Here is a 21,010-nt window from a genome sequence, read left to right on the forward strand (position 1 = left end):
TCATCCCAGGCTGATGCGTTCAGCATCGAGCTTGATGTCTTCTTCGGCCGTGACCAATGCCTGCCGCCCATGGAGCCGCAGCAGCGCCGAGGCCTGCATGATCCCGTGCTCGACACGCGTTACGAGATGGCGTGCCGACTGCACCATGGTCTCACTGACGGATGCCAGAAAATCCCTTGCATTGACGCTGACGGAGCCGCTGGCCGACGTCAGCTCGACGTCACCAAGACAACGCAGTGCGATTTGACGGGTGCAGGCCAACTCAAAAGCTGGTTGGGTGATCGCCATAAGCTCTGCACCCGGCACGGAAAGCTCGGCACGGCCTGCGCCCGGCGTGTCCGCGGCCGACTGTGGGCGCAGCAAAATATGGGTCACGAACAAGCCCGAAGCACTTTGCAGCACGGCCACCGTATCACCGGGCAGCGGTGTGAGCAGACAGGAAACCGCTTGCAACGCAAGCCGGCCGTCTGCCAGCCGCCACTGCGCTTGTCCGAGCGATCGGCCTATGCTCGCCTCTCCCCAGCCGTGCACGGTTGCGGCGCGCGCGGGAAGGTCAAGCTGTTGTGTTGCCTGTTTCATGCGGCTTCCATTTCAAGTGAACGTTTTTCGGCGGCAGCGCGCGCCTCCTGGGTGCCCAGGGCGGCGGCTACGTTGGCACCGGTGAAATCGGCACCGGTCCAGACCGCACAGTGAAAACTCGTACGGTCGAGCTTGCAGTACCGGAAATCCATTGCCCGGCCATTCGCATGCGCGAACTGGGCAAACTGCAAGTCCGATCCCGCGAAAACGACACTGTCAAGCCTGCTGTGATCCCAGATCGTTTTCACCAGTCCGGCTCCGCGCAGCGAAACTCCGTTGAGTTGGGCTTTTTGCAATACCGCACCCTCGAGTTGGGCGCCGTCAAGATTTACCCGGTCAAACTTCGCTTTTACGAACTGGCAGCGTGTCGCGTCAATGCCGTTCATCAGTGTTGCACTGAAGCGGGCTTCGGCACAATTCGATTCACGGATGCTGGCGCGGCTCAGGTCAGCACCTGAAAAATCGACACCCTGCAAAGTACAGCGCAACAAGCTGGCGCCGGCCAGTTTCTGCCCGGCGAAGCTGGCTTTGATAAACAGGCTGGTGCTGGCACGCATGCCGGCGAGCCTGGCTTCCTGCAGTTGTGCTTCGTTCAGGCTTACCTGCTGCAATTCGGCACCCTGCCAGTCGCTGCCGCCCCACTGGCAATCTGCAAATGCGCTGCGCAGCAAGCGCGCCTCAATCCAGAAAGAGCCGCCGATATCGCACTTCGTCAACATGGATTTCTCAAGGCGCGCACCGTCCCAACGGCTTTGACGGAGGTCACACTGACTGAAGGCCAGCATAGTGCCGGCCGTACCACGCCAATCGCTGCCGGCAAGGCGGCTCTGGCAAAAAGCGGTGCGGCGCAACCCGGCATCGCAAAAGTCGGCCGCGCCGAGTTCGCAATCAATAAAGGACGCTCCCTCCAGCTGGGCACCGGCCCAATGCGAACCCGCCAGCTGGCAGCCGCTGAAAACCGCACCGGTGAAATCGTGACCGCTTGCATCCAGTCCGGCCAGCATCTGGCCACGCACCGGACGGCCAAGCCGCACCAGGCGCTGAATCTCGGCCCAATCCTGAGCGGAGGCCTGGCTGTAAGTCCTGTTCATGCGAGCCTCCTGCGCGCATCCAGACGTACACCGCGTGTGTCCGCATCAACCAGGCAGACCTCGGTGAGTTCGGCTTCATACAGGCTGGCGTCGCGCAGGTCGGCTTTTCCAAAGTCAGCCTTTCGCAACAACGCCTGGTAGAAATCGGTGCCCACGGCACTCGCACCGGGCAGCTGAGCCTTCATCATGAGAGTGCGCGGCAGGCAGGCACCGTCAAGGCTGGCGGCACTAAGGTCAGCCCGACTCATGTCGCACGCCATAATGAAAGCGCCGTCGAGCCGCGCACCCTGCAACTGGCTTTGCGTCCAGCTTCCGCGTTCAGCGCGCAATCCGGACAGGTCGGCGCCACGCCAGTCGCTGTCATTCCCCTGGACTTGCACCAGCCGGGCCTCTCTCCATTGACTGGTCGACAGGTCGGAACCGATCAGTGCACTTCTCTGCCATCGCGAACCCGAAAAATCGGCCCCCCGGGCTTGCAGCTTCCAGGCAACGCATTTGTTGAACGAGGCACCGCACCAGCTGCTTCCAGCCAGTTTGGCCTGGTTGAAAATTGTTGTGTCCAGCGTCGCGCGATCGAAGTTTGCGCCGCAAAGATCTGCATCGTCGAGTTGAGCGGCTGACAGGTCGCAATCGGAGCCGCAAGCTTGCGTCCATGTCGCCCTGGAAGCACGAGCCGAACAAAGACTCGCCCCGCGAAAACTCGCTTTGCATGCATGGCTGCTGCAGAGATTGGCCTCATCAAGGTTGGCCTCATCAAGTAGTGCGCCATTGAGTCGCGCCTGCGTCAGTACAGCGCGGCGCAGGTTGCAGCCGCGCAGATCGGCACCGCTGAGGTCGGCGTACTCCAGCATGCATCCGTCAAGGTCAAGGCCCGCAAGTACGGCTCCGCGCAGGTCCGCGCCGGCAAGGTCGCGGCCGGCAAGCTTTTCTCCCGCCTTCGCCCAGGCCAGCACCTGCGCCCCCAGCAGCGACGCGACAGCGGGCGACAGCACCTGCGCGGGCGACAGCGGGACGGGAGACGCATGGCGGGCTTTGTTGTTGAGTTGCGCGGCAGCCATGAGGTCGGCATGTTCGGATGGCGTCGCGGCCAGTGCAAGCGGCGCCAGTGCCTCTCGCGTCGCCGTACCATCGGCGCGCTGCAACACCTCCGTCCAGAGCGGCCCGGACTCCGGAGCATTTCCATGCTCCCCAACGGGAACATCCGTCTGCCCCGTCAGCACCTGTAGCTCTGCGAGCTGGTGAGTAAGTGCTGCCTGCTGAGCGGCCGCGTTTTCGCGGGTACTGGCCACCAGCTTTTCCACACTGTGCATCAGGCCGGTCAAGTCCATGTCGCCATCGGCCAGGGCCTTCGCCGACGGTGTCTGGAGCAGGGGCGGCCCGGCTTTTGGCGGCTCGTAGCCTGCGGGCGGCGTCATGCCGCTTTGCTGCCAAAATTCGCGCGTCACTTCGTCAAGCACGTCCTGGCGTTTTTTCAGTGCCGCCTCGGCTTCGGTGGCAGCCAGCGCGGGATCGACCGGATCGAGCCGCGGCGCGAGCTGCGACTCGTTGAGCGCATGCAACGGTGCAGTCTTGGGGTCCAGGCGCAGCGTGAGCACTTCTGCGTAATAGTTCAAGGTACGCTGCGCCTCGGTCGCGCCTTCGTAAGCCAGCATCAATACCCCAATGTCCAGTGCATCGCTGTCAGTGATCTGCATCTCGCCCCGCCACGCCGCAATACCGAGTTGCTGCTCGGGGAGGAACCAGACCGTGTCCATACGCAGCCCGATTTCAGCCAGCGAAGCGGGAGAAGCGTCCTTTTTGAGCGCGAAAGCCTTGACGCGCTGCTCAGGCAGTGCGCCCCGGATGGTCTCAATCTTCGGATGCATCCCCTGTAACAGGTAGGCTTCGCCGCCCGCGAAAGGATTCGCGATGCGCTGGTCGGCGGCAGCCTGGTTATAAAGCCGCCAGTCAAGATCTCGCGGCAAGCCGGGATAATCTTCGCGCAGCCAGCGTTCATCGTAAGTACCGGCATAGCGCTTGCGAGGCACCCAATCGACAGGCATGGGCCCAAGTCCGGCAGGGGGATAGCGACGCCCATGGCATTCAACGGGCTGAGCGGCGTACTCGATGTTCGGCATGACCCCTTCGTTCGCACCGGCCATTGCGGCGAACCGGTTGCCGTCATGGCCACAGCCAACCGGATTGTCTTCGTAGCCCGGACCACCGAAGGCATGTGCGAAATCAAGCGGCATGTGTACAAATTCCGCAGGCTGCGAGATGCCAAAGAGCGGCAAGACGCCATAGCGCCATTGCCTGTCGCCAAAAACCGCCAGACGCTTGTCGATGGGACCGACTTGCAGCCGCGCTTCCATGCGCCTCACCGGACGGTTTCCCGGCGCGCAAGCGCGACCCAGCACCAGGGCTTCGGCCCCGGTCTTGGGCATCGCCTCGTCCAGCGCCTGGCCCAGCGGCAATGCGGCCAGTACCCGTGCCCATTGCGGGCCCTCCATGAGAAAGCGCTGCGGCCTGACTTCACCCAGCGGAAAAAAACCCAGCGCCGTCACCACCAGGCGGTTTATGCCGGATTGCCGGTATGTCTTGTAGAGCAGGCCTAGGCTCAAGGGCTTGATGATCTTCATGGCGGCCTAGAGATAGATCTTCAGCTCGGTGATCGTCAGGCTCAGGCCCGTGATCTGCATCGTCGCCTGCAACGCGGTGAGTTGCACCAGGATGCCGGCCCCGGTCATTTCAATCGAGGTTGATGCGCCTTTCATCGAGATCGCCGTGGTGTCGCCCGACAGCGAGATGTCAGTACTCGACCCCAGAACTGAAACACTGTTGCTCTGGCCCGTGAGGCTGACCCGGCTGGACAGGCCGGTCAGGCTGACCTCGTTGTGAGCGCCAACCAGGTTCATCGCCGTACTGGCACCGGTCAGAGAGGTGCTGTTGCTGACGCCAACCAGATTGGTGCCCGTATCGACCAGCGTCATCGAGACATGATCCGAAGCAAGCGTCACCGCAACGTTGTTGCTTGAACCGGTTGCGCTGGTCTGCATGCTCATGCCAACAACCGAGTCACTGTCGCTGAGGCCGACCATGCTGCTGCTGCTGCTCATTCCCTCCATCGAGCCCGACAGCCGCACTCCGGTCGCGCTTGCGCTGACAGCCATACCGACCGCCGAGGTCGAGATGTGCTGACCGGTTACGTCGAGGTTGACGCCGCTAACCGTGAACGACTCGCTGGTTTGGCTCGCGGTCGTGGTTGTATTGAACACGACGTTTTGCGACGTCGTGTTACTGATCGTGCCCTGATTCGTACTGGTGTTGGTGGCGTCGCCGGTCACAATCGAGTGGTTGGTGGTCGTACCAAACTCGGTGCTGCTCCAGCTTTCCGCTCCCTTATGCGTGCTGTAGGTCGAACCGAAGGAATCTGACTGGCTCAGCAGGCCGCTCGCGCCGTCTTCGGAGGTCGAATAGCCATAACTCGCGCCCTGCGAATACGATGATTCGCGGAACTTTCCACTGTCGTATTGCTGGCTAACGATGGCAACCGCGTTGTCCAGGTCAGCATCGGAGTGCAAGCCGAAACGGATGCTCTTGCCGTCGCCGTAGGCCGTCGAATAGCTGCTGCCAACGTTGGTATTGGCCGTCCAGCCTGACGGCATGATGACCTTGGTGCCATTAGCCTGGATGATGCTCTGGATTTCAGGCAGCTCGGATTGATCCTGCGCGCGCGTAATGATGACCGTCGCACCGATCTCCGGCACGGTCTGCATGTGCGCAGCCAGTTTGACCCAGACCGGCTCCGCCGGGTCGGCACCGTCCGGTGAAAAGATGTCCTGGCCTGTCGAGAACCGCACATAGACACCCTGCGCCTCAAGCACCGGAGAAATTCCCTCGCTGTCGACAATGCGGCTGGTCTCCGGGTCAAAGTTATCCTTCTGCATATAGCGCCAACCCACCGGCGCAACACCCTGGTTTCCACCCGAGACGACACTGGCGAGTACGCTGCCTTGCTGGGTCTCCTGGATGGAGAACGGCGTGACCAGCCCCTGGGCGTCTGTCGCCTGGAACTTGTTGCTGTAGCTGCCGTCGAGTGTTGCCTCATGCTGAACCTGCGTCGCGACAAAGCTCCTTCCCTCCAGCTGAGGTCTGACCTGCAACGGCCATTGCCCTGAACGCACTTCCTGCGTCACCGAGAAGCGGTGGCCGCAATGCAGGTAGGGACAATAGCTCGAACCACTGAATTGCCGGCTACCCGTATCCAGGGTGTCCTGCGTTGCATGGGCATAGTGATCGACCTCAACGTCGCTGCAGCCGTATTGGTAGATCTGGTATTGGTTGAATGGCAAGGCGCCAGGTGCCGGCTTGGTCTGTGCATGGAAGCTCTGGAACCCGGCCACTGCGTCCGATTCCCAAGCCGCCTCCTCGCGCGTGAACACCGAGGTCACCGCGCTGCTGGCCAGGCTCTGCTGAAACCGGTAGTCACCGATCATGTCGGGCTGAGCCAGGCCGAGAGTATCTTCCTGGGTGCCGCAGTAGCGTAGCGGCTTGCCTCCGGGCAGGGCCTCCGGATAAACAGGCCGGTTGGCGAAAACCGCTGTGTGACTGGTGCCGGTGGTCACGTAGAAATAGTAGATGTGCGCTTTCGACATGAGCCGCCGCACGAACTCATAGTCGGTTTCGCCGGCCTGCAGCCAGTCCTGCTGCCTCGCGACTGCCAGATTGCCTGAGCCAACCAGCGCCGCGACCGAAAAGTCAATGTTGTGCTTGCGCAGGACGCCCGCAATAGCATCACGCACATTCAGCTGGCGATGGATGCAGTAGTTGTTCGTGAGCGTAAGCTTCCAAAGTGCCGGCCGCATGGTCGCGCGATAGACGCCTGGCTGTTCCATTGAGAAGGATGCGACGATGCCATTGAACAGGGACAACCGCACGCCTTCGTCCTGGCCGTGTACGGCCTGGTCAAACCACTCGTTGGCTTCCTCGCGCGTCGGCTGCTGCTGGCCATCCAACACAGGGTAGTGAACCCCCACAGTGACCGGTCGCCCGAGCAGGTCATCAAAGGCCAGCTCAAGGCCGCTCTCGGGGTCCGAGTTTCCGTGCAACTCCAGTTCGTACTCAAAATGATCAGAAATGCTTTCCTGCCCTTTAAAACTGACCAGCCGAAAGCTACCGTCACCCAGGATGACGCCCGTTTCCAGGAACAGCGCGACATGCAGGTAGACGACCGGCGCCGGCGACAGCAGAGCCAGCGCGGTCGTCATGCCAGTTACGCGGTCGTTCATGTCATGGCTCCCGACTCATAGGCGGGGACCAGAAAGCGCGCAACACAAACACCCGAAACGCCAGCGGTGCCATCCGTCGGCCGCGACTTCAGCCATGCGTTAAAGCCCAGACGCATACCGGAGAAACCGGAGGCCTGAGTCGATACCAGCCGCGCCAGCGGCACCTCTGCGGCAAGCACCGAAAGTTCGATCTCGGCATCGTGGCGACGGTCAAGCATCAACCGTAGCAAGCCTTGCAGTTCCTCATACGAGCTGTGCACGGCAGGTGCTTCACTGCCTATATCGACCTGGCGTTGCAGGCGTTGCCATTGACGCAGCGAACGCTTTGGTTCTGTGTTTTTTTTCAGCGGCGGCAGCAGTGCCTCCAGTTGGGAGTAAGCGACAGGGCCTGCGGTCAGCCGGATGCGCGACTGCTGATCCCAAGTGCTGCGACCAAGCAGCATGTCAACGCCAAGCCGGTGACCACTGCGGCCCAGGCGGTGCTGATCGTCCGGATCGATTGCACGCCATGCGCCCACCAGTGGCTGCAACCTGACTGGAAATCCAAGCTGCGCCGAGATCACCTGAACCAGCCCGGCTGCCGACCGCCGGCCGTTTGCCAGCAAATCCCCGATGCCGAGCCACTGGCGCTGGGGCATCGGGATTTGCCCGGCCTGCTCGGCGTTGTCCACCCCCATCAGCGCGCCAAGGTATTCGGCAAGCTGGCTGCGCTCAGGCCGCTCGTTGTTCAGCCCAGGCTCAAAGCCGGCGCGAGTTTCATAACGCAGCAGATTTAGCCGGTTATTGAAAATGTCGAGAAATGCGCGCGTCGCGGATTTTCCTGCACGATCCAGCTCGCGCATCCACTCGAGAAAAGGTTCGGGCAAGGGACCGAGTGCACTGCCAACACAGAAGTCCGGGGTGATGATTGCCAGCATTTGGGGCCGGTCATGCAGATCGCCTTCAGCTTCGATCAACGCCGGAACCGCAGACGACCCGGATGCAATGGCCTGCACGCGCACGGCGCTCGCCGCGCGCGCGGGAAAGCCCGCATCAAGATCAGCCTCGAAACGCACGGTCTGGCCCGACCCGCCGGCACGATCATCCGGCTGGCGCAGCCACAGACGGATCATCTGCAGGAAATTGAACTCCCCAAAACGCTGCTCGAGCCGGCGGCTCAAAGAACGATCTGGGCCCCAACCATTGGCGGCCATCTTTTGAGTACTCCTTTCTCGTCAGTGGTTTCCAGGCTTACGCAGACCATGTTGTTGACTGTCGAGTAGAGCGCAAGAAAATAGCGCAGCACCGACGCAAATAGCAGCATGCTGGTCGACTCGAACTGTTTTCGATTCAGCGTAAGGGTGATATAGAGGCATTGCACATAGCCCCGCACTCCATCGCGTATCGTGTAGCGCATGCCGGGCCGACATTGCAGCGCCTGAATTCCTTCAATGCTGCGGAAAGCCTGTGTCTGCAGAGGGTCGATGTGGTCGCGCAGCATGCTTTTGAATGCAGCGAGCGCCTGCGGCCCCTCTGCCATCGACAAGTGGCTCATGCCGAGCTGGGAAACCAGCGACCAGGGACGCCGCCCAATCAGCGCGGGGGTGATGTGACGCGAGGGCCGGCTTATCACTTCGAGTACCGTGATCGGCCCCGCCCCTTCGAGCTGCAAAGGTTGCTTGACCAGCAGTTGTTCTGCCAGCTTGCGATTGGTGCAAAGCGCCCGCCCGCCAACAACTTCTGCCGGCGGCAGTGCCATCTGCTGCCGGACATCAAGAAAAGATATGAACACCTCGGTACCGGCAATGCCGCCAAGCTGGTTTTCCTCGCGCCGCATGACATAAAAATAGTCATCGGTGCCGCGCGTCTTCGCGTTCCCAAGTTCGAAGTACGGCACCAGCTTGCGTTGGCTGCCGTCGGCGCTAATGGAAACCAGCTCCTCAATGCTGTAGATCTCGCAGTTTTGGCGGTTCTGCACGTCTGCGGTTAGCTGGTATTCGTACTGCGTGTGGTCAAGCGCCAGAGGCTCCATGCGCTGACGATAGAGGTTCACCATGGGCACGCAGTTGAGCTTGAGCGAACGTGACGAGAGCTGGCGATCCTTATGGGAAGCCACGTCAAACTGGAACAACAAGTCAAAACCATTCTCAAACGGAGCTAGGTCAAACTCGTCGGTTTCGAAAAACATGAATTTTTCCGGAAAGGAAAAATATTCCTGAAGAAGCCGGTGTCCGGGATGCATGTTGTTTCGGACCGGGAGAGCGGCCTCTTCGTCCTCAAACCCGAGCCAGTGGACGGCGCTCTGGTTTGCGCCTGGCAGTGGCTCACCACCAATCTGTGCGATGTCAACGGCGTGCAGATGCAGGCCCAGCATCTCCTGCAAATACCAGGCGTCTTTTTGGCTGGTGTCGATGTAAAAGCGCAACCGGGTTTTCTTGAGCGCCTTCACCGGGTCGATACCCAGGCTGCGCACCCGAACACGCAGCACCGACAAGCAACGTTCGTCGCTCAACCCGACCGGGAAATCTCCCGCCTGCAACATTTCAATCTCGACAATGCCCAGCGGCAACAAAGGCAAGTCGCAGGTTGTCGTAAAGCGGCAGACGCTTTTCCGGCCCCGGCCGTCCTCAGCCGTCACACTGGCCTGCCGCCCGCGCTCCAGAACCGCGCCGGCCGCGTCGTCCGGCTTGACGCGGACCTGGGCAATCAACATGGACGGCACAGGCGCCGCCAGGTGCGGGTAAAGGTAACCGAGGAGTACGTTCGGGATCAGCGCCTTGCTGACTTCGGACTCATATTGCACCCGACCGGTCAGGAAAGCAAAGGACTGCAGCAGCATTTCCACGTGAGGATCGTGCGAACCGGTGCGATCGAGTTTGAGTGCCTGCGCCTCTGTCGGATAGGCCTGCGCAAATGCAGCGGCGTCGTTGCGCAGCCCTGCCAGTTCGCGCTGGTAGTAGTCCTTGAGTTGAGTTCCGTAGACTTGCATGGCCTGGAAGCGCCTAGCGGCGCGGCAACCCGAAGCTGAAGGTCTCTGTCAGCGGCTGGTCGGCGAGCTTGCCGGTGACGACTACCTGAAAAGGCATGACGGAACTGCGCGTTTCCTCAACGGTCACACGTACGCCCGTCAGCCGAGGTTCGTGACGCACGATCATGTCGCGGATGCCCAGCGAATAACGCTGTACGTCATCTTTCTGGGCATAACCGGCGCCGGTCAGGGAAGGCAGGCCGACGCGCATGAGTTCCAGACCGGTCGAACCGGCCCAGACGTGCGAGCTAACCAGACGCTGAATCTGCAGCCGCACGGCATCGCGCAGATTGAAGCTCTGGCCGCTTTGCGCCGGCGCCGCACCTGCAAACTCCAGGCGCTCAAGCAAGAACTGCATGTTTATCCCCTTGGGCTGGCGCGCCGCAATAACGGTACGCCATCTCAAAAACAACGAAAATCCACGGCGCCCGCAGGGCCGCAACGAGGCTCAAGTGAACGCCGTCAAAGGCCTGTTCTGCGCCAGGCTCCAGCCGGCAGTGACGTTCCCCTTGACCTGCATGTCCGGTGTCTGCACGGCGTAGGTCCAGACGATCTCGGTGAAGTTAAGCTTGAACTGCTCGGTCGGCATGTCGTCAGGATGTGACTGGAATTGAATTTCGCTGATAAGCGCGTCGCGCAGCATGAAGGTAATGATGTTGCCGACCTTGTCGCCCGAGTTTCGCAGGATGTAGATGTACGAGGGCTTGGCCTTGTCGCCCAGCGACTTCGCGCGCAAACAGAAGTCGTAGAGCTTGACCGAAGTCTTGTCGACATATTTGACGCAGGTGAACTCCGTGATCACCGGCCTGCCAGAGGTGCGCGCCGAATTGCTGACGTCCGTCGTCACCTGCTGCTTCATACCCTGGTGCACTGACACCAGTTCGATGCATTGGCCGAGCTTAAGTTCCTCGTTGGCGGTCCAGTCGGCGCCGGTCGAAATCAGGCTGCCGCCCGTGGCCCAGTCATTGCTTGTTGTGGGGAACACGGAAGTGTCGCCGGGTTGTAGCAGTATCAGATCCATGGCTTGTCTTTCGTTGGTCTATATTGGGTGGGAAGAGAACGCGTCACTTCGGAAGATTCGCCACAAGGCGGATCGAGGTTGTCAACTCCTCAAGCTGGAAGTGCGGCCTGAGGAAGACGACCGCGTTGTAGGAACCCACGGCGCCTGGCACATCCTTCACGATCACGTTCGCCTGGCTCAGGGGAAAACTCGCCTTTGCGTCCTGAGAGGCGTTCTCATCGAGCAACACATAGTTCGATATCCAGGTGTTGAGGTAGGCCTCTACATTGCCCCGCGTCAGGAAGCTGCCTATCTTGGCGCGCATGATGACCTTGATGTAATGCGCGAAGCGCGAGGCCGCGAGCATGTAGGGCAGCAGCGCGGAAATCTGTGCGTTGGCATTGGCGCTGTCGGAAAAATACTTCTTCGGCTGGTTGCTGGTCTGCCCGCCAAAAAATGCAGCCTGCCCCTTGCCCTTGCAATGGCATAACGAGATGAAGCCCAGATCGTTGAGCTCCTTTTCGCGCCGGTCGGTGATGGACACTTCAGTTGGACAAAACAGCTCCTCGGCCCCGGAATCGGTGCGGTAGCTGTAGGTCGGCAGGTCCTCAACCAGTCCACCACCTTCAACTCCGCGTATCGCTGCCGTCCAGTTGTACTTGGAGAACGCGTTGGTCACGCGCTGCGCCAGCATGTAGGCCGCATTGCCCCAAAGGAAACTGCCGCTATCGGGTGAACTGCTGGAAGGCCCGACAGTCTCCTCGAAGTCCATGCCGTCAACCGGCCAGCTGTTCTTGCCGTAAGGCAGGCGCAGCAGCACATGCGGCATCACCAGCGTCACATAGCGGGAATCCTCGCTTTCGCGAAATTCCTGCCAGCCGGCCAGCTCAATGCTTTCAAAGATTTTTTCCAGGTCACGGGGCTTGGCGAGGTCGCGAAAGCTGTCGAGTCCGAATAGCGACGCTGAGGCTGCGGTGATGTATGGCGCATGGGCGGAGGCCGCGACTTCCGCGATCTTGCGCAGGAATTCGATATCCTTGGCGCTGCGCCCCACCTCGTAGCCGCCAATCAGAAGACTGTAGGGCAGGCCACCGAAAGTGCCGTACTGGTCTTCATAGATCATCTTGAAGAGTTTGCTTTGGTCTTTGTCGACCGCCTTCTCCATGTCGTCCAGCAGCTCGTCCCTGGTGGCGTTGAAGACACTGAGCTTGAGCATCTTGCCGGTTTCGGTGTTTGACACGAAATAGTGCAGGCCGCGCCAGGTCGCTTCGACCTCCTGGAACTTCGGCGCATGCATGATCACGCTCAATTGCCTGCTCAACCAGCCGTCGATGTCGGAGATGTGCGAGTCAATCGCAGTTATCGCGGCCACCGGCGCATAGGTGGAACCTGGAGTATCGAGCCGCGCCAGCACATCCGTCGCAAAGAAACCGATCGGGCCAAGGAATTTCTGCCTGTCCTCGTCGGTTTTCAGGCCAGCCGCATCCATGAGAGCGAAGACCGCATCAATGTTCTGCCTGGCTTGTTTTTTTGTCGGAGGCACCGGCTTTGTCTTCGGGTCAGGCGTGTCGGTAGCGCCGCTGAGAACCAGCAGCATATTGTTGGCCACCCTGCGATTGACCGCGTCATGCTTCTGCTCGGCCACTGTGCGCACTTGTGCGGCGTCGGTCGGCATCGCGATCGAATCGCTGTCGTCGGTCTGCTGCATGCCGAGCACAGCCAGAGCAGCCCTTTTTGCGTCGGCATCGATCTGACCGTCTTTGGGTGCGAGCGCTGCCAATAGCGCTGTGGCGTCCGCAGCGAGCTTGGTCTGCGTCGCGGTCGCAGTGGGGTCGGCGCCGAGATTGCTGGCAATCGCATTGCGTTCCAGCTGGATTTTGGAAGACAGGCCGGCATCCCACTGCGTAAGTTGCTGCAGCTGGGCTGACACTGTCTGCAGGTTCTCCGGCGTGTCCGGGGTCGAAAACACCCCCAGCAGCCTGCGCAGCGGCGCCAGGGTTGCATCGGCGTCAACCACCGGCTTGCCGTCCGCGCCCACGCCGTTGACGGTCTCATATCCCCAGTCGGTGGCAGCCTTGAGCTTGGGCGCCTGATCGGCCTTGCCCATCACCATGGCCAGGTCGTACAAAGAAGATGTGGCCTTTTTGAGTTCGCCAGGCGCCTTGTCCATGTCTGCTTTGACGACGCTGTTGCGGTAGTCAGGCCCGGCCAGCACCTGAAGTTGTGCGCGCCTGGCCTGGCCGTCCGGCGTTTTGGCGATCAACAGATTCAGCTGGTCATTGAGCCGGTCGCTCGACTCCGCCCGCGACTGCAGCATGCGGATGTTGCTGCGTACCCGATAGAGCTTGTTGAGGTCAGGAATGGCGCGCACGACGGCGATCGGGTCGAACGCATCCAGCGAACTGAAAGTAATGTCGCCGGACAGATTGGCCGATTCGACGGCTCCGATCTGCATTGCACCGGGTGGTGACGGGATACGCGGAACGTGGCCCAGAGCCACACGCGGCAACTGCGTCTTCATGACGTCGTTGAAGAGGTCCCGGTCAATAGGCACCATCTGCCGTTGCTTGTACGGCGGAAATTCCACGTCGGGATCGCGATCGCCGGCCAGGTCAGCAAACACTCCAACAATGAAGGGGAGCTCCTGCTTTTCGATGGCGCCGCCAGTCTCCACCTCGTAGGTGATCTTCACCCGGGGTGGACGATTACGCTCCAGCCATTTTTGAACACTTTCAGCCATTTTTAGCCTCTCATAGTCAATACCGCACGCACTTGCAGAAACGCTCGCCAAGCCACGAGGGCCGCGGGCGGAATTTCTCCCGCACTGTTTTCGCAAGCGGCATGCCAACCTTAAAAATCTCCTAACGCATTGATTCGTATGAGTATTTTTTTCACCTCTGAAGGTGAGGAGGACTTATTTGCACTGCTCTTTTTTCAGTTGAGCGAAGGCATCGCATACCGGCAAAGCGTGCCGGTCGAATGCCCTCGACATCTGTCTGTGCCGGTGAAACCGGCAGGACAAAAATATCCATGCCTTGGTGCAGATATGTCCCGCCACTTTGAAAACCGCGGAAACTTTCCGAAGAATGGAATGCCACTATTGCGAATAGTTAGTTTCCAAAGAAAATGGCTGGTTTTGAGCTGACCGGGACAATAATGAAGTCATCCGTTGCGAAGAAACTGCAGAACAGGCGCTTCGAAGACATCACGGCATGCAGTAGTGCCTGGCACGCGCACGCTTAATGACACGCAGCGGCATCTCCACAAAACAAGCTTGCTTGATGAACAAACAACTGGTCGATTTCGCCGTCCTCTGTATCCGCAGAAAGCTCGAGAGTGCCCCGCACTCAGTCGATACGGCCAGGGGAATTCACTCTTTCTGGATCGAATGGGAAGAGCCCGTCCCTCCGGAAGCTACAACACTGGAGGCGCTGGAAAGACTCGAGAGCGACGGAGTGGTAGAACGTGTCGCGCTGGACACTCAGGAACTCTGGATGATGAAGAAGGAGTCTCAGTTGCCCTCATCGACGTGAGCCCGGAGCCAGGAATATGACCCGACCCATTTCACTCGCCGCCCTGACCGTGCTGGAATTGACGCCGCCTGAAATGGTGACCTGCGCCTTTGATGCCGGCTTCAGCCATGTCGGCATCCGCTTGCTGCCGGCAACGCCGACCGAGCCGCAGTACGACATCGTGGGAGACACGCAGATGCTGCGCGAAGTCGAGCATCGCCTGGCGGACACCGGCATCAAGGTGCTTGATGTCGAAATCTTTCGCATCAAGCCCGATACCCTGGTCGGCGACTACGAAGCCGCGATTGCCACCGCCGCCCGGCTCGGTGCGAGCGATTTGCTTGTGGCCGGAAACGATCCAGACGAAGCCCGGCTCACCGATACCTTCGCCGCATTCTGCGACCTCGCCGACAGCTACGGGCTGGCAGCCGCCCTGGAATTCATGCCCTGGACCGATGCGAAGGATTTGACCCAGGCCGCGCGCATCGTTGAGCGCACCGGCCGCAACAACGCGGGTGTGCTGATCGACCCTTTCCATCTGAGCCGCTCGCGCAGCCGCATCAAGGACATTGCCGAAATCCCGCCGTCGCGCATGCGCTTCATGCAGTTTTGCGATGTGCCCGCAGCCATCCCGCCGACGATGGACGCGATCCTCGCCGAGGCCCGCTCCGAGCGCCTGTTTCCTGGCGATGGCGAAGTGGACCTCCTCGGTCTTCTGCGTGCTGCGCCGCGCAACATCCCGCTCAGCCTCGAAGTGCCAACGCACACGCTGGCACTCACCGTCAGCGCCACCGATCGCGCACGCCGCGCCCTTGCCGCCACACGGCGCGTGCTAGCGCAACTCGAAGCACTGGAGTCGTAAACATGCCCAGATATCGCAAGGTTTCCAAGGGGATGCGCAGCTTCGATCGGCGGACTTTATTCATCGCAACCCGGCGCTGATTGCCATGAATAAAGTCCCCCTTGCAAGAGCCCAAGCCAAGCACCGGACGCCGTACCTATGCCAGCTACGCCACCAGGCGTACGACGACCTTGCCGGAGTGCCGGCCCTGCAGCAGGTCTGACAGGGCGGCGGGCGCATTCAGCAGGCCATCTACAACGTGCTCCGATGCCTTGACCTGCCCACTGTTGACCCATTCGCCCATTTCACTGCGGAACACGTCAAAGCGCGCGCCATAGTGGTCAAGAATGATGAACCCCTGCACCCGCACCCGCTTTTGCAAAATGGCGGCCAGGAACTGCGGCAGTTGGTTGGGGCCGATTGAGCCTGCAGAGTCGTTGTAATGTGCGACAAAACCGCACACAGGCATACGGGCGCCAAGATTGAGGAGCGGAAGGACTGCCGACAATACGTCACCGCCGACGTTTTCAAAGTACACGTCAATGCCCGCCGGGCATGCGGCAGCAAGCTGTTCCCCAAACAATGGCCCGCGCCTGTCGACGCAGGCATCAAAGCCCAGATCGTCGACCGCCTGGCGGCACTTTTCGGCACCTCCGGCGATGCCTACCACGCGGGCGCCCTTGAGTTTCGCGATCTGGCCGACCATGGCGCCAACCGCACCGGTCGCCGCTGCAACCACAACAGTTTCACCAACCTTTGGCTGGCCGATGTCCAGCAGACCGACATGCGCTGTAAAACCCGGCATTCCGAGCGCGCCAAGCGCGAGGGATGGTCGGGCCATGTCATCCATCAACTGCAGGTCGGTCCCATCGCTCAGAGCGTAGTCCTGCCAGCCAGCGTTGGCGAGCACGAGATCACCAACGCGATATTTGGGATGCCTGGATTCGACGACACGGCTGACTGTGCCGCCCGGCATGGTGCCGCCTAGCGGAACAGGAGGCGCGTACCCCGGGCCGACTTTGTCCATCAGGTTGCGCATGTACGGGTCCAGCGAAAGGAACTGCGTTTGCAAGAGCACCTGGCTTTCGCCCACGTGCGGCACAGGCTCGGTCACAAGATTGAAGTCAGACGCAACGGGCAGGCCGCGCGGGTGCGCCGCCAAGGTAATGCGCCGATTGATGCTGGGGTCTGGTCTTGACTTTGTCATGACTGCCTCCGTGCATCGGTCGCTGCGGGGCCCGGGCCGTGCTGCCATGCCAGCAGGCCGCCCAGGGCTACAGCCACCATGGCAAATGCAGGGGCGCCGAGCGCTCCAGTCCAGTCAACGATGAGGCCGCCCGCGATGGCGCCCGTGGCGATGGCGATCTGGAACGCTGCCACCAGCAAGCCGCCCGCGGCCTCTGCCTGGTCGGGTGCGGCGCGCACGATCCAGGTCTGAAAGCCGACCGGAAACGCGCCGAATGCGAACCCCCACAGCGTCACCGCCACAGCGGTGACCACGGTGGAGCTGCCGCCAATGAGCAGCGCAGCCGCAAGCAAGGCGATCATCCCGCTGCCTGCGACGATCGCGTATCGCTCACTGCGCCCCGCCAGCCACCCCCCTGCAAAGTTCCCGAAGAAACCGCCGATGCCATAGCCCAGCAGCACAGCGGAAATCGCCGACACCGACAGCTTGGTCACGTCTTCAAGCACGGGCCGGATGTAGGTGAAGCCCGCGAAGTGGCCGGATATCACGAGCAACACGGCCAGCAGCGCAATTCGTACCGGTCCCCGCGTGAGCAGATCGCGCAGGCCTTTCAAGCTGGCTTTGTCACGCGGCGGCAGTGCCGGCAACGCGACCAGCTGCACAGCGAAAGCCAGCAAGCCGACAGCACCTGCCGCGACAAAAGCGCTACGCCATCCCCACACATTTCCCATCCATGCGCCAACGGGCGCAGCGCAGACGGTGGCAATGGACACGCCCGTCAACACGAGCGACATCGCGCGCGGGAAAAGCCGCTCCGGCACCAGGCGCATGGCCAGTGCCGCCGCCATGGACCAGAATCCACCGAGCGCAATACCGAGCACCACGCGCGCGACCAATAGCACCGCGAGCGAGGCAGCCGTCGCCGCCAACAGGTTGGATACAAACAGAAGGGCTGTGAGCGTCAGCAACACCCGCTTCCGATCGAAGCGCGCCGTCAGCAAGGGGATGGTTGGCGCGGCCACCGCACCGACAAGCGCGGTGGCCGTGACAGCCTGGCCCGCAGCGCCTGCCGTGACGTGCAGGTCAGCCGCCATGGCGGTCAGCAGGCTGGCCGGCAAGAATTCCGCAGTGACCAGGCCGAACACGCCAAGGGAAAGTGAAGCAACCGCCGCCCAGAGGGCGGCGGCTTCGCCAGGTGAATCGTTGCCAGGGGTCGCGCCAGCGGCCAGTGGATCGAGACAGGCAGAACAGGAAGTAGATGACATGAAATGTGAAGCCTTGTTGAGGATAGGGTTGCCAGCTTAGGCCTAGCATCGACACCTTTCCATGGCGAAAGAGCCGAAATGCTTGACGATTCCTCCAGAACTTTCACGCCTGTCATTCAGCCTCCTCACGAAGGCGGGGGTCTTCCTGCCGCAGGCCCCGACCCCCTCACCAAAGTCCTGCTGGGCCTGCGCCTGGACGGCGTTGAGTACGGCCGCTGCCTGATGCACGCGCCGTGGGCGATTTCCTTTGCCGCGCAAGCTGCCGCACGTTTTCATTTCGTCGCCAGCGGAGATTGCTGGATGCATACGCAGCGGTCCGGGTGGATGGAACTGAAGGCCGGTGACGCAGTGCTGCTGCCCCGCAGCACCGCCCACACCGTGGCCAGCTCACCAGAAGTGCCGCCGGTGGATCTCGCGACTTTCGATCGCGAGCGGGTCGCAGACGACATCTATTTGTTGCGGGATGGAGCCCCCGCAGCGCAGACGCCATCCCACGTCATGTTCTGCGGCACCATGAAGTTCAACCTTGACCCTCTGCACCCATTGCTGGCCATGATGCCAGAGGTGATACGCGCCGGCGACCTGGCCCAACGCGACCCGGGTGTACCCATGCTGCTCGACGCGATGGAGCGTGAAGCCTCGCTCAACCGCATCGGCGCCTGCGGCATCCTGGCCCGCATGGCCGATGTGCTCGCCGCGAGCATCATCCGTGCCTGGGTGGAATGCGCTTGCAGCAACTCGACGGGCTGGATCGCAGCGCTGCGCTCGCCCGGCGTGGGCAAGGTGCTTGCCGCCATTCACGCGACGCCGGAGCAGGACTGGAGCGTGCCGGAGATGGCGAACATCATGGGTGCATCGCGATCACGTTTTGCCCAGGCATTCAAGGATTCGGTGGGCGAGAGCCCGGCCAGGTACGTGGCCCGCATTCGCATGTTCCAGGCCCGCAGCTGGATCATGCAGGACGGCATGCGTGTCACAGTGGCCGCTGACCGGCTGGGTTACGACTCGGAGGCCTCGTTCAGCCGGGCGTTCAAGCGAGTTATCGGCCACCCACCCAGCAAGGCCCGCAGTTCCATGTGACCAAGGCGTGTTGTGGTGCTGTGGCGCTGGAACTTCTCAGTTGGGCTTTGGTGCACATTTGCAATACGCCCGGCGCACAGTGCAATGAGCGCTGGCAAGGCCCAGTGAAGCAGGGCATGACTATCGGCAATTCGTGAATCGCCCAGCTAATCCAGTGCGCGAGGCTGCACACCGACTGCCGCGCAATGCCGGTGGTAGTCCGAGATCCGGTCGGCGGCGGTTATTTGCTGCAGTACGCTGTGGTGCGCTCCGAGGTATTCGACACTGCCCTTGACGACGACGTGCACCAGCAGATCCTCGTCCCCTACAGCTTCCCACCAGTCCACATTGCCGGCAGGCTCGTGAATGTAGTCCCCGACGCCCACCATGCGACCGTCGTTCAGGCGACGCTCGCCAACCAAGGTCAGGGCGTGAACCTCGCCAGTGTGCCGGTGTAAACCCAGCCGTGTGCCCGGCTTGAGCCGCATCAATTCGACCCAGCCTGAACCATCTGGCAGGAACTGGATCGGAAGTGACCATTTCCCTTCCCCTTCCGGGATCCAGGTGCTGAGTCCGGCCCGGCGCATGGCCGCGGCGACGATAGTGTTTGCTAGTTCCATGGCTCTGCCTCTCATTGGTCTGGATGTTGATGGCGGTATTCCTGGGTGCGGCCGCCATAGCCGTACGCGCTGCCGCGCACGTCTTGCACGTACACGTAGCTTTCTGGGTGCAGGTCTCCCAGGATGCGCCCGAACGCTTCGAATGATTCGGCGACAAACCGGGCCTTTTCGGCCTTGGTGTTGGTTTCGTCCACCACCTTGATGTCGAAGTAGAAGCTGGTCATCTTCAGTTCGGCCAGCGATTTCCCGGCGACAAACCAGTCGCGCGGATCGACATAGTCGATCACCACTGCGGTGAGATCACGTCGTTTTCCGAGCAAGCGGCTGGAAAGGTCCAGCAGCGTGTCGGTGACGAGTTGCGAGAGTTCTGGCGTACGGTTCGCCGAGATCTTGACATTGAGGATAGGCATGGTTGTTTCCTTTTTTGGGTTGGTGCCGCCACTTTAGGGCGAGCCACTACAGCCGGAAACCTCCATCCCGCATAATCGGTTTTGCTCGAAACGCAAAGGCAACCCCGATGAAACACTTCCTGCCGGACCCTGCGGACTTGCGGTGGCTGGTTCGCTCACTCGACCTCAATTCGTTCTCTGCGGCCGCCCGGGAGTTGGACGTGGCAGTCTCTGTCGTTACCCGAGGAGTCAACCGCCTTGAAACGGGGTACGGGGTCACTTTGTTGCGCCGGTCCACGCATGGGCTGTCAGCAACCGCCGAAGGCTTTGAGTTGGCGCAGGAAGCACGTGAACTGCTGGCGCGGATGGAGGACATCTCTGCCGCGGTGTCGAAACAGCGAAATCGCGTGGCCGGCGCGCTGCGACTGGCCTCAAGCCAGGAGATTTGCGAGGAACTGGTTGTGCCGCAGCTGGGCGCGCTGCGCGCGCGATACCCGGAGTTGCGCATCGAGGTGGTGGCCGATGACCGGGTTGCCGATCTCGTGACGGACGGGATCGATGTGGCCCTGCGCACCACAGTAGGCAATAGCGAGGCTGTGGTCGCCCGTGCCCTTGGCTCCTTTGAACGCCGCCTGTACGCCTCGCCTGAATATTTGCGCCAACATGGAGAACCCGCCGGCCCGGATGAGTTGGGCAGGCATCAGACGGTAACCCATACCGCGCAGGGGCCCGTTGTGACATGGGCGTTCCGCAAGGCCGGACGGAAGGTCGAAGCCACTGTCAGGTCACAGCTCGCCATGAATACCACGGCCCTGGTGCATCACGCCCTGGTGGCCGGGGCGGGCATCGGCATGCTGTCGGTTCCATTGGCGGCGGGGGACGTGGCCAAGGGCCTTTTGAAGGAGGTCTTGTCGCCTTACGCTTCCGGTATTACCCACACGATGTTCGCAGTGTCCTTGCCCAACCTGCGTAACGCGGCGCGCGTACGGGCTGTGATCGACTTCCTTCAGGCGGCCGCCCGCCGGCAGTGGGCCATGACTTGCACCTAGCGGAAACCGGCCTTGAACTCCAGCACCTGGAATGCTGCGCTTAAGGTTTGTTTTGATTCCTCATAACCTGCCCAAGAGGGGATGCAGACAAAAATTGGACTATCAGGAGGTAGTTCACGTATCCGTGCCAAGACAGGATTCGAGC

At 61.3% G+C, this 21,010-nt stretch carries 18 protein-coding genes; 5 read left to right on the forward strand and 13 right to left on the reverse strand.

All coding sequences use genetic code 11. From position 1 onward, the window contains the following. From AC1DZE_RS11390 to tssC, 9 genes are all read right to left on the reverse strand, one after another. The gene (locus AC1DZE_RS11390) at positions 1–579 is read right to left on the reverse strand and encodes a DUF3540 domain-containing protein (RefSeq protein WP_477671743.1); all 579 of its coding nucleotides are present in this window, start codon (positions 577–579) and stop codon (positions 1–3) included. Then, entirely contained in the window at positions 576–1,670 is a 1,095-nt protein-coding gene (locus tag AC1DZE_RS11395; RefSeq protein WP_477700042.1) for a pentapeptide repeat-containing protein, read from the reverse strand. The genes AC1DZE_RS11390 and AC1DZE_RS11395 overlap by 4 nt, the downstream gene beginning before the upstream one ends. Further along, on the reverse strand, positions 1,667–4,288 hold the full coding sequence (locus tag AC1DZE_RS11400) for a DUF2169 family type VI secretion system accessory protein (RefSeq protein ID WP_477671741.1): 2,622 nt from the start codon (positions 4,286–4,288) through the stop codon (positions 1,667–1,669). Before AC1DZE_RS11400 ends, AC1DZE_RS11395 begins: the two co-directional genes overlap by 4 nt. Before the next feature lie 6 nt (positions 4,289–4,294). Further along, complete coding sequence (locus AC1DZE_RS11405; RefSeq protein ID WP_477700043.1) at positions 4,295–6,937, reverse strand: contractile injection system protein, VgrG/Pvc8 family; 2,643 nt, start codon at positions 6,935–6,937, stop codon at positions 4,295–4,297. Beyond that, entirely contained in the window at positions 6,934–8,130 is a 1,197-nt protein-coding gene (gene tssG / locus AC1DZE_RS11410; protein WP_477671739.1) for a type VI secretion system baseplate subunit TssG, read from the reverse strand. The genes AC1DZE_RS11405 and tssG overlap by 4 nt, the downstream gene beginning before the upstream one ends. Beyond that, positions 8,094–9,905 carry a type VI secretion system baseplate subunit TssF gene (gene tssF, locus AC1DZE_RS11415; protein WP_477700044.1) on the reverse strand — a complete coding sequence of 604 codons (1,812 nt, stop codon included), beginning with the start codon at positions 9,903–9,905 and terminating at the stop codon, positions 8,094–8,096. Before tssF ends, tssG begins: the two co-directional genes overlap by 37 nt. A 13-nt stretch (positions 9,906–9,918) precedes the next feature. Then, entirely contained in the window at positions 9,919–10,302 is a 384-nt protein-coding gene (locus tag AC1DZE_RS11420) for a GPW/gp25 family protein (RefSeq protein ID WP_477669984.1), read from the reverse strand. A gap of 90 nt (positions 10,303–10,392) precedes the next feature. Next, positions 10,393–10,965 carry an Hcp family type VI secretion system effector gene (locus AC1DZE_RS11425; RefSeq protein WP_348049164.1) on the reverse strand — a complete coding sequence of 191 codons (573 nt, stop codon included), beginning with the start codon at positions 10,963–10,965 and terminating at the stop codon, positions 10,393–10,395. Between the two features lie 43 nt (positions 10,966–11,008). Beyond that, positions 11,009–13,684 (reverse strand): type VI secretion system contractile sheath large subunit, encoded by a 2,676-nt coding sequence (gene tssC, locus AC1DZE_RS11430; protein ID WP_477671737.1) that lies wholly within the window; start codon positions 13,682–13,684, stop codon positions 11,009–11,011. A 138-nt stretch (positions 13,685–13,822) separates the two neighbouring features. On the opposite strand from tssC, the gene AC1DZE_RS11435 reads away from it, so the two are divergent. The 3 genes from AC1DZE_RS11435 (at position 13,823) to AC1DZE_RS11445 (ending at position 15,318) form a co-directional block, all read left to right on the forward strand. Next, positions 13,823–14,089, forward strand: a complete 267-nt coding sequence (locus AC1DZE_RS11435) for a hypothetical protein (protein ID WP_477671736.1) — start codon at positions 13,823–13,825, stop codon at positions 14,087–14,089. 136 nt (positions 14,090–14,225) lie between these two features. Beyond that, on the forward strand, positions 14,226–14,477 hold the full coding sequence (locus AC1DZE_RS11440; protein WP_477669987.1) for a hypothetical protein: 252 nt from the start codon (positions 14,226–14,228) through the stop codon (positions 14,475–14,477). 16 nt (positions 14,478–14,493) lie between these two features. Continuing rightward, on the forward strand, positions 14,494–15,318 hold the full coding sequence (locus AC1DZE_RS11445) for a sugar phosphate isomerase/epimerase family protein (protein ID WP_477669988.1): 825 nt from the start codon (positions 14,494–14,496) through the stop codon (positions 15,316–15,318). A gap of 145 nt (positions 15,319–15,463) precedes the next feature. Here AC1DZE_RS11445 and AC1DZE_RS11450 read toward each other — a convergent pair whose 3' ends face one another. Both AC1DZE_RS11450 and AC1DZE_RS11455 read right to left on the reverse strand, forming a co-directional pair. Further along, positions 15,464–16,504 carry an NADP-dependent oxidoreductase gene (locus tag AC1DZE_RS11450; RefSeq protein ID WP_477700045.1) on the reverse strand — a complete coding sequence of 347 codons (1,041 nt, stop codon included), beginning with the start codon at positions 16,502–16,504 and terminating at the stop codon, positions 15,464–15,466. After that, a complete protein-coding gene (locus AC1DZE_RS11455) occupies positions 16,501–17,748 on the reverse strand; it encodes an MFS transporter (protein WP_477669990.1) in 1,248 nt (415 codons plus the stop codon). Before AC1DZE_RS11455 ends, AC1DZE_RS11450 begins: the two co-directional genes overlap by 4 nt. 78 nt (positions 17,749–17,826) lie before the next feature. Between AC1DZE_RS11455 and AC1DZE_RS11460 the strand changes: the two genes are divergently transcribed. Continuing rightward, a complete protein-coding gene (locus AC1DZE_RS11460; RefSeq protein WP_477672785.1) occupies positions 17,827–18,828 on the forward strand; it encodes an AraC family transcriptional regulator in 1,002 nt (333 codons plus the stop codon). A gap of 146 nt (positions 18,829–18,974) precedes the next feature. Here the strand turns inward: AC1DZE_RS11460 and AC1DZE_RS11465 are convergent, their stop codons facing one another. Together AC1DZE_RS11465 and AC1DZE_RS11470 are read right to left on the reverse strand one after the other, a co-directional pair. Next, positions 18,975–19,427: a cupin domain-containing protein gene (locus tag AC1DZE_RS11465; protein ID WP_477672784.1), complete on the reverse strand. Its 453-nt coding sequence runs from the start codon at positions 19,425–19,427 to the stop codon at positions 18,975–18,977. A gap of 11 nt (positions 19,428–19,438) precedes the next feature. Next, positions 19,439–19,837, reverse strand: coding sequence for a tautomerase family protein (locus AC1DZE_RS11470; protein WP_477667405.1), 399 nt, complete (start codon positions 19,835–19,837; stop codon positions 19,439–19,441). A gap of 107 nt (positions 19,838–19,944) precedes the next feature. Between AC1DZE_RS11470 and AC1DZE_RS11475 the strand changes: the two genes are divergently transcribed. Further along, on the forward strand, positions 19,945–20,865 hold the full coding sequence (locus AC1DZE_RS11475; protein WP_477669993.1) for a LysR family transcriptional regulator: 921 nt from the start codon (positions 19,945–19,947) through the stop codon (positions 20,863–20,865). The last annotated feature ends 145 nt before the right edge of the window (positions 20,866–21,010 follow it).

Source organism: Polaromonas sp. P1_F1 (genome assembly GCF_056405795.1).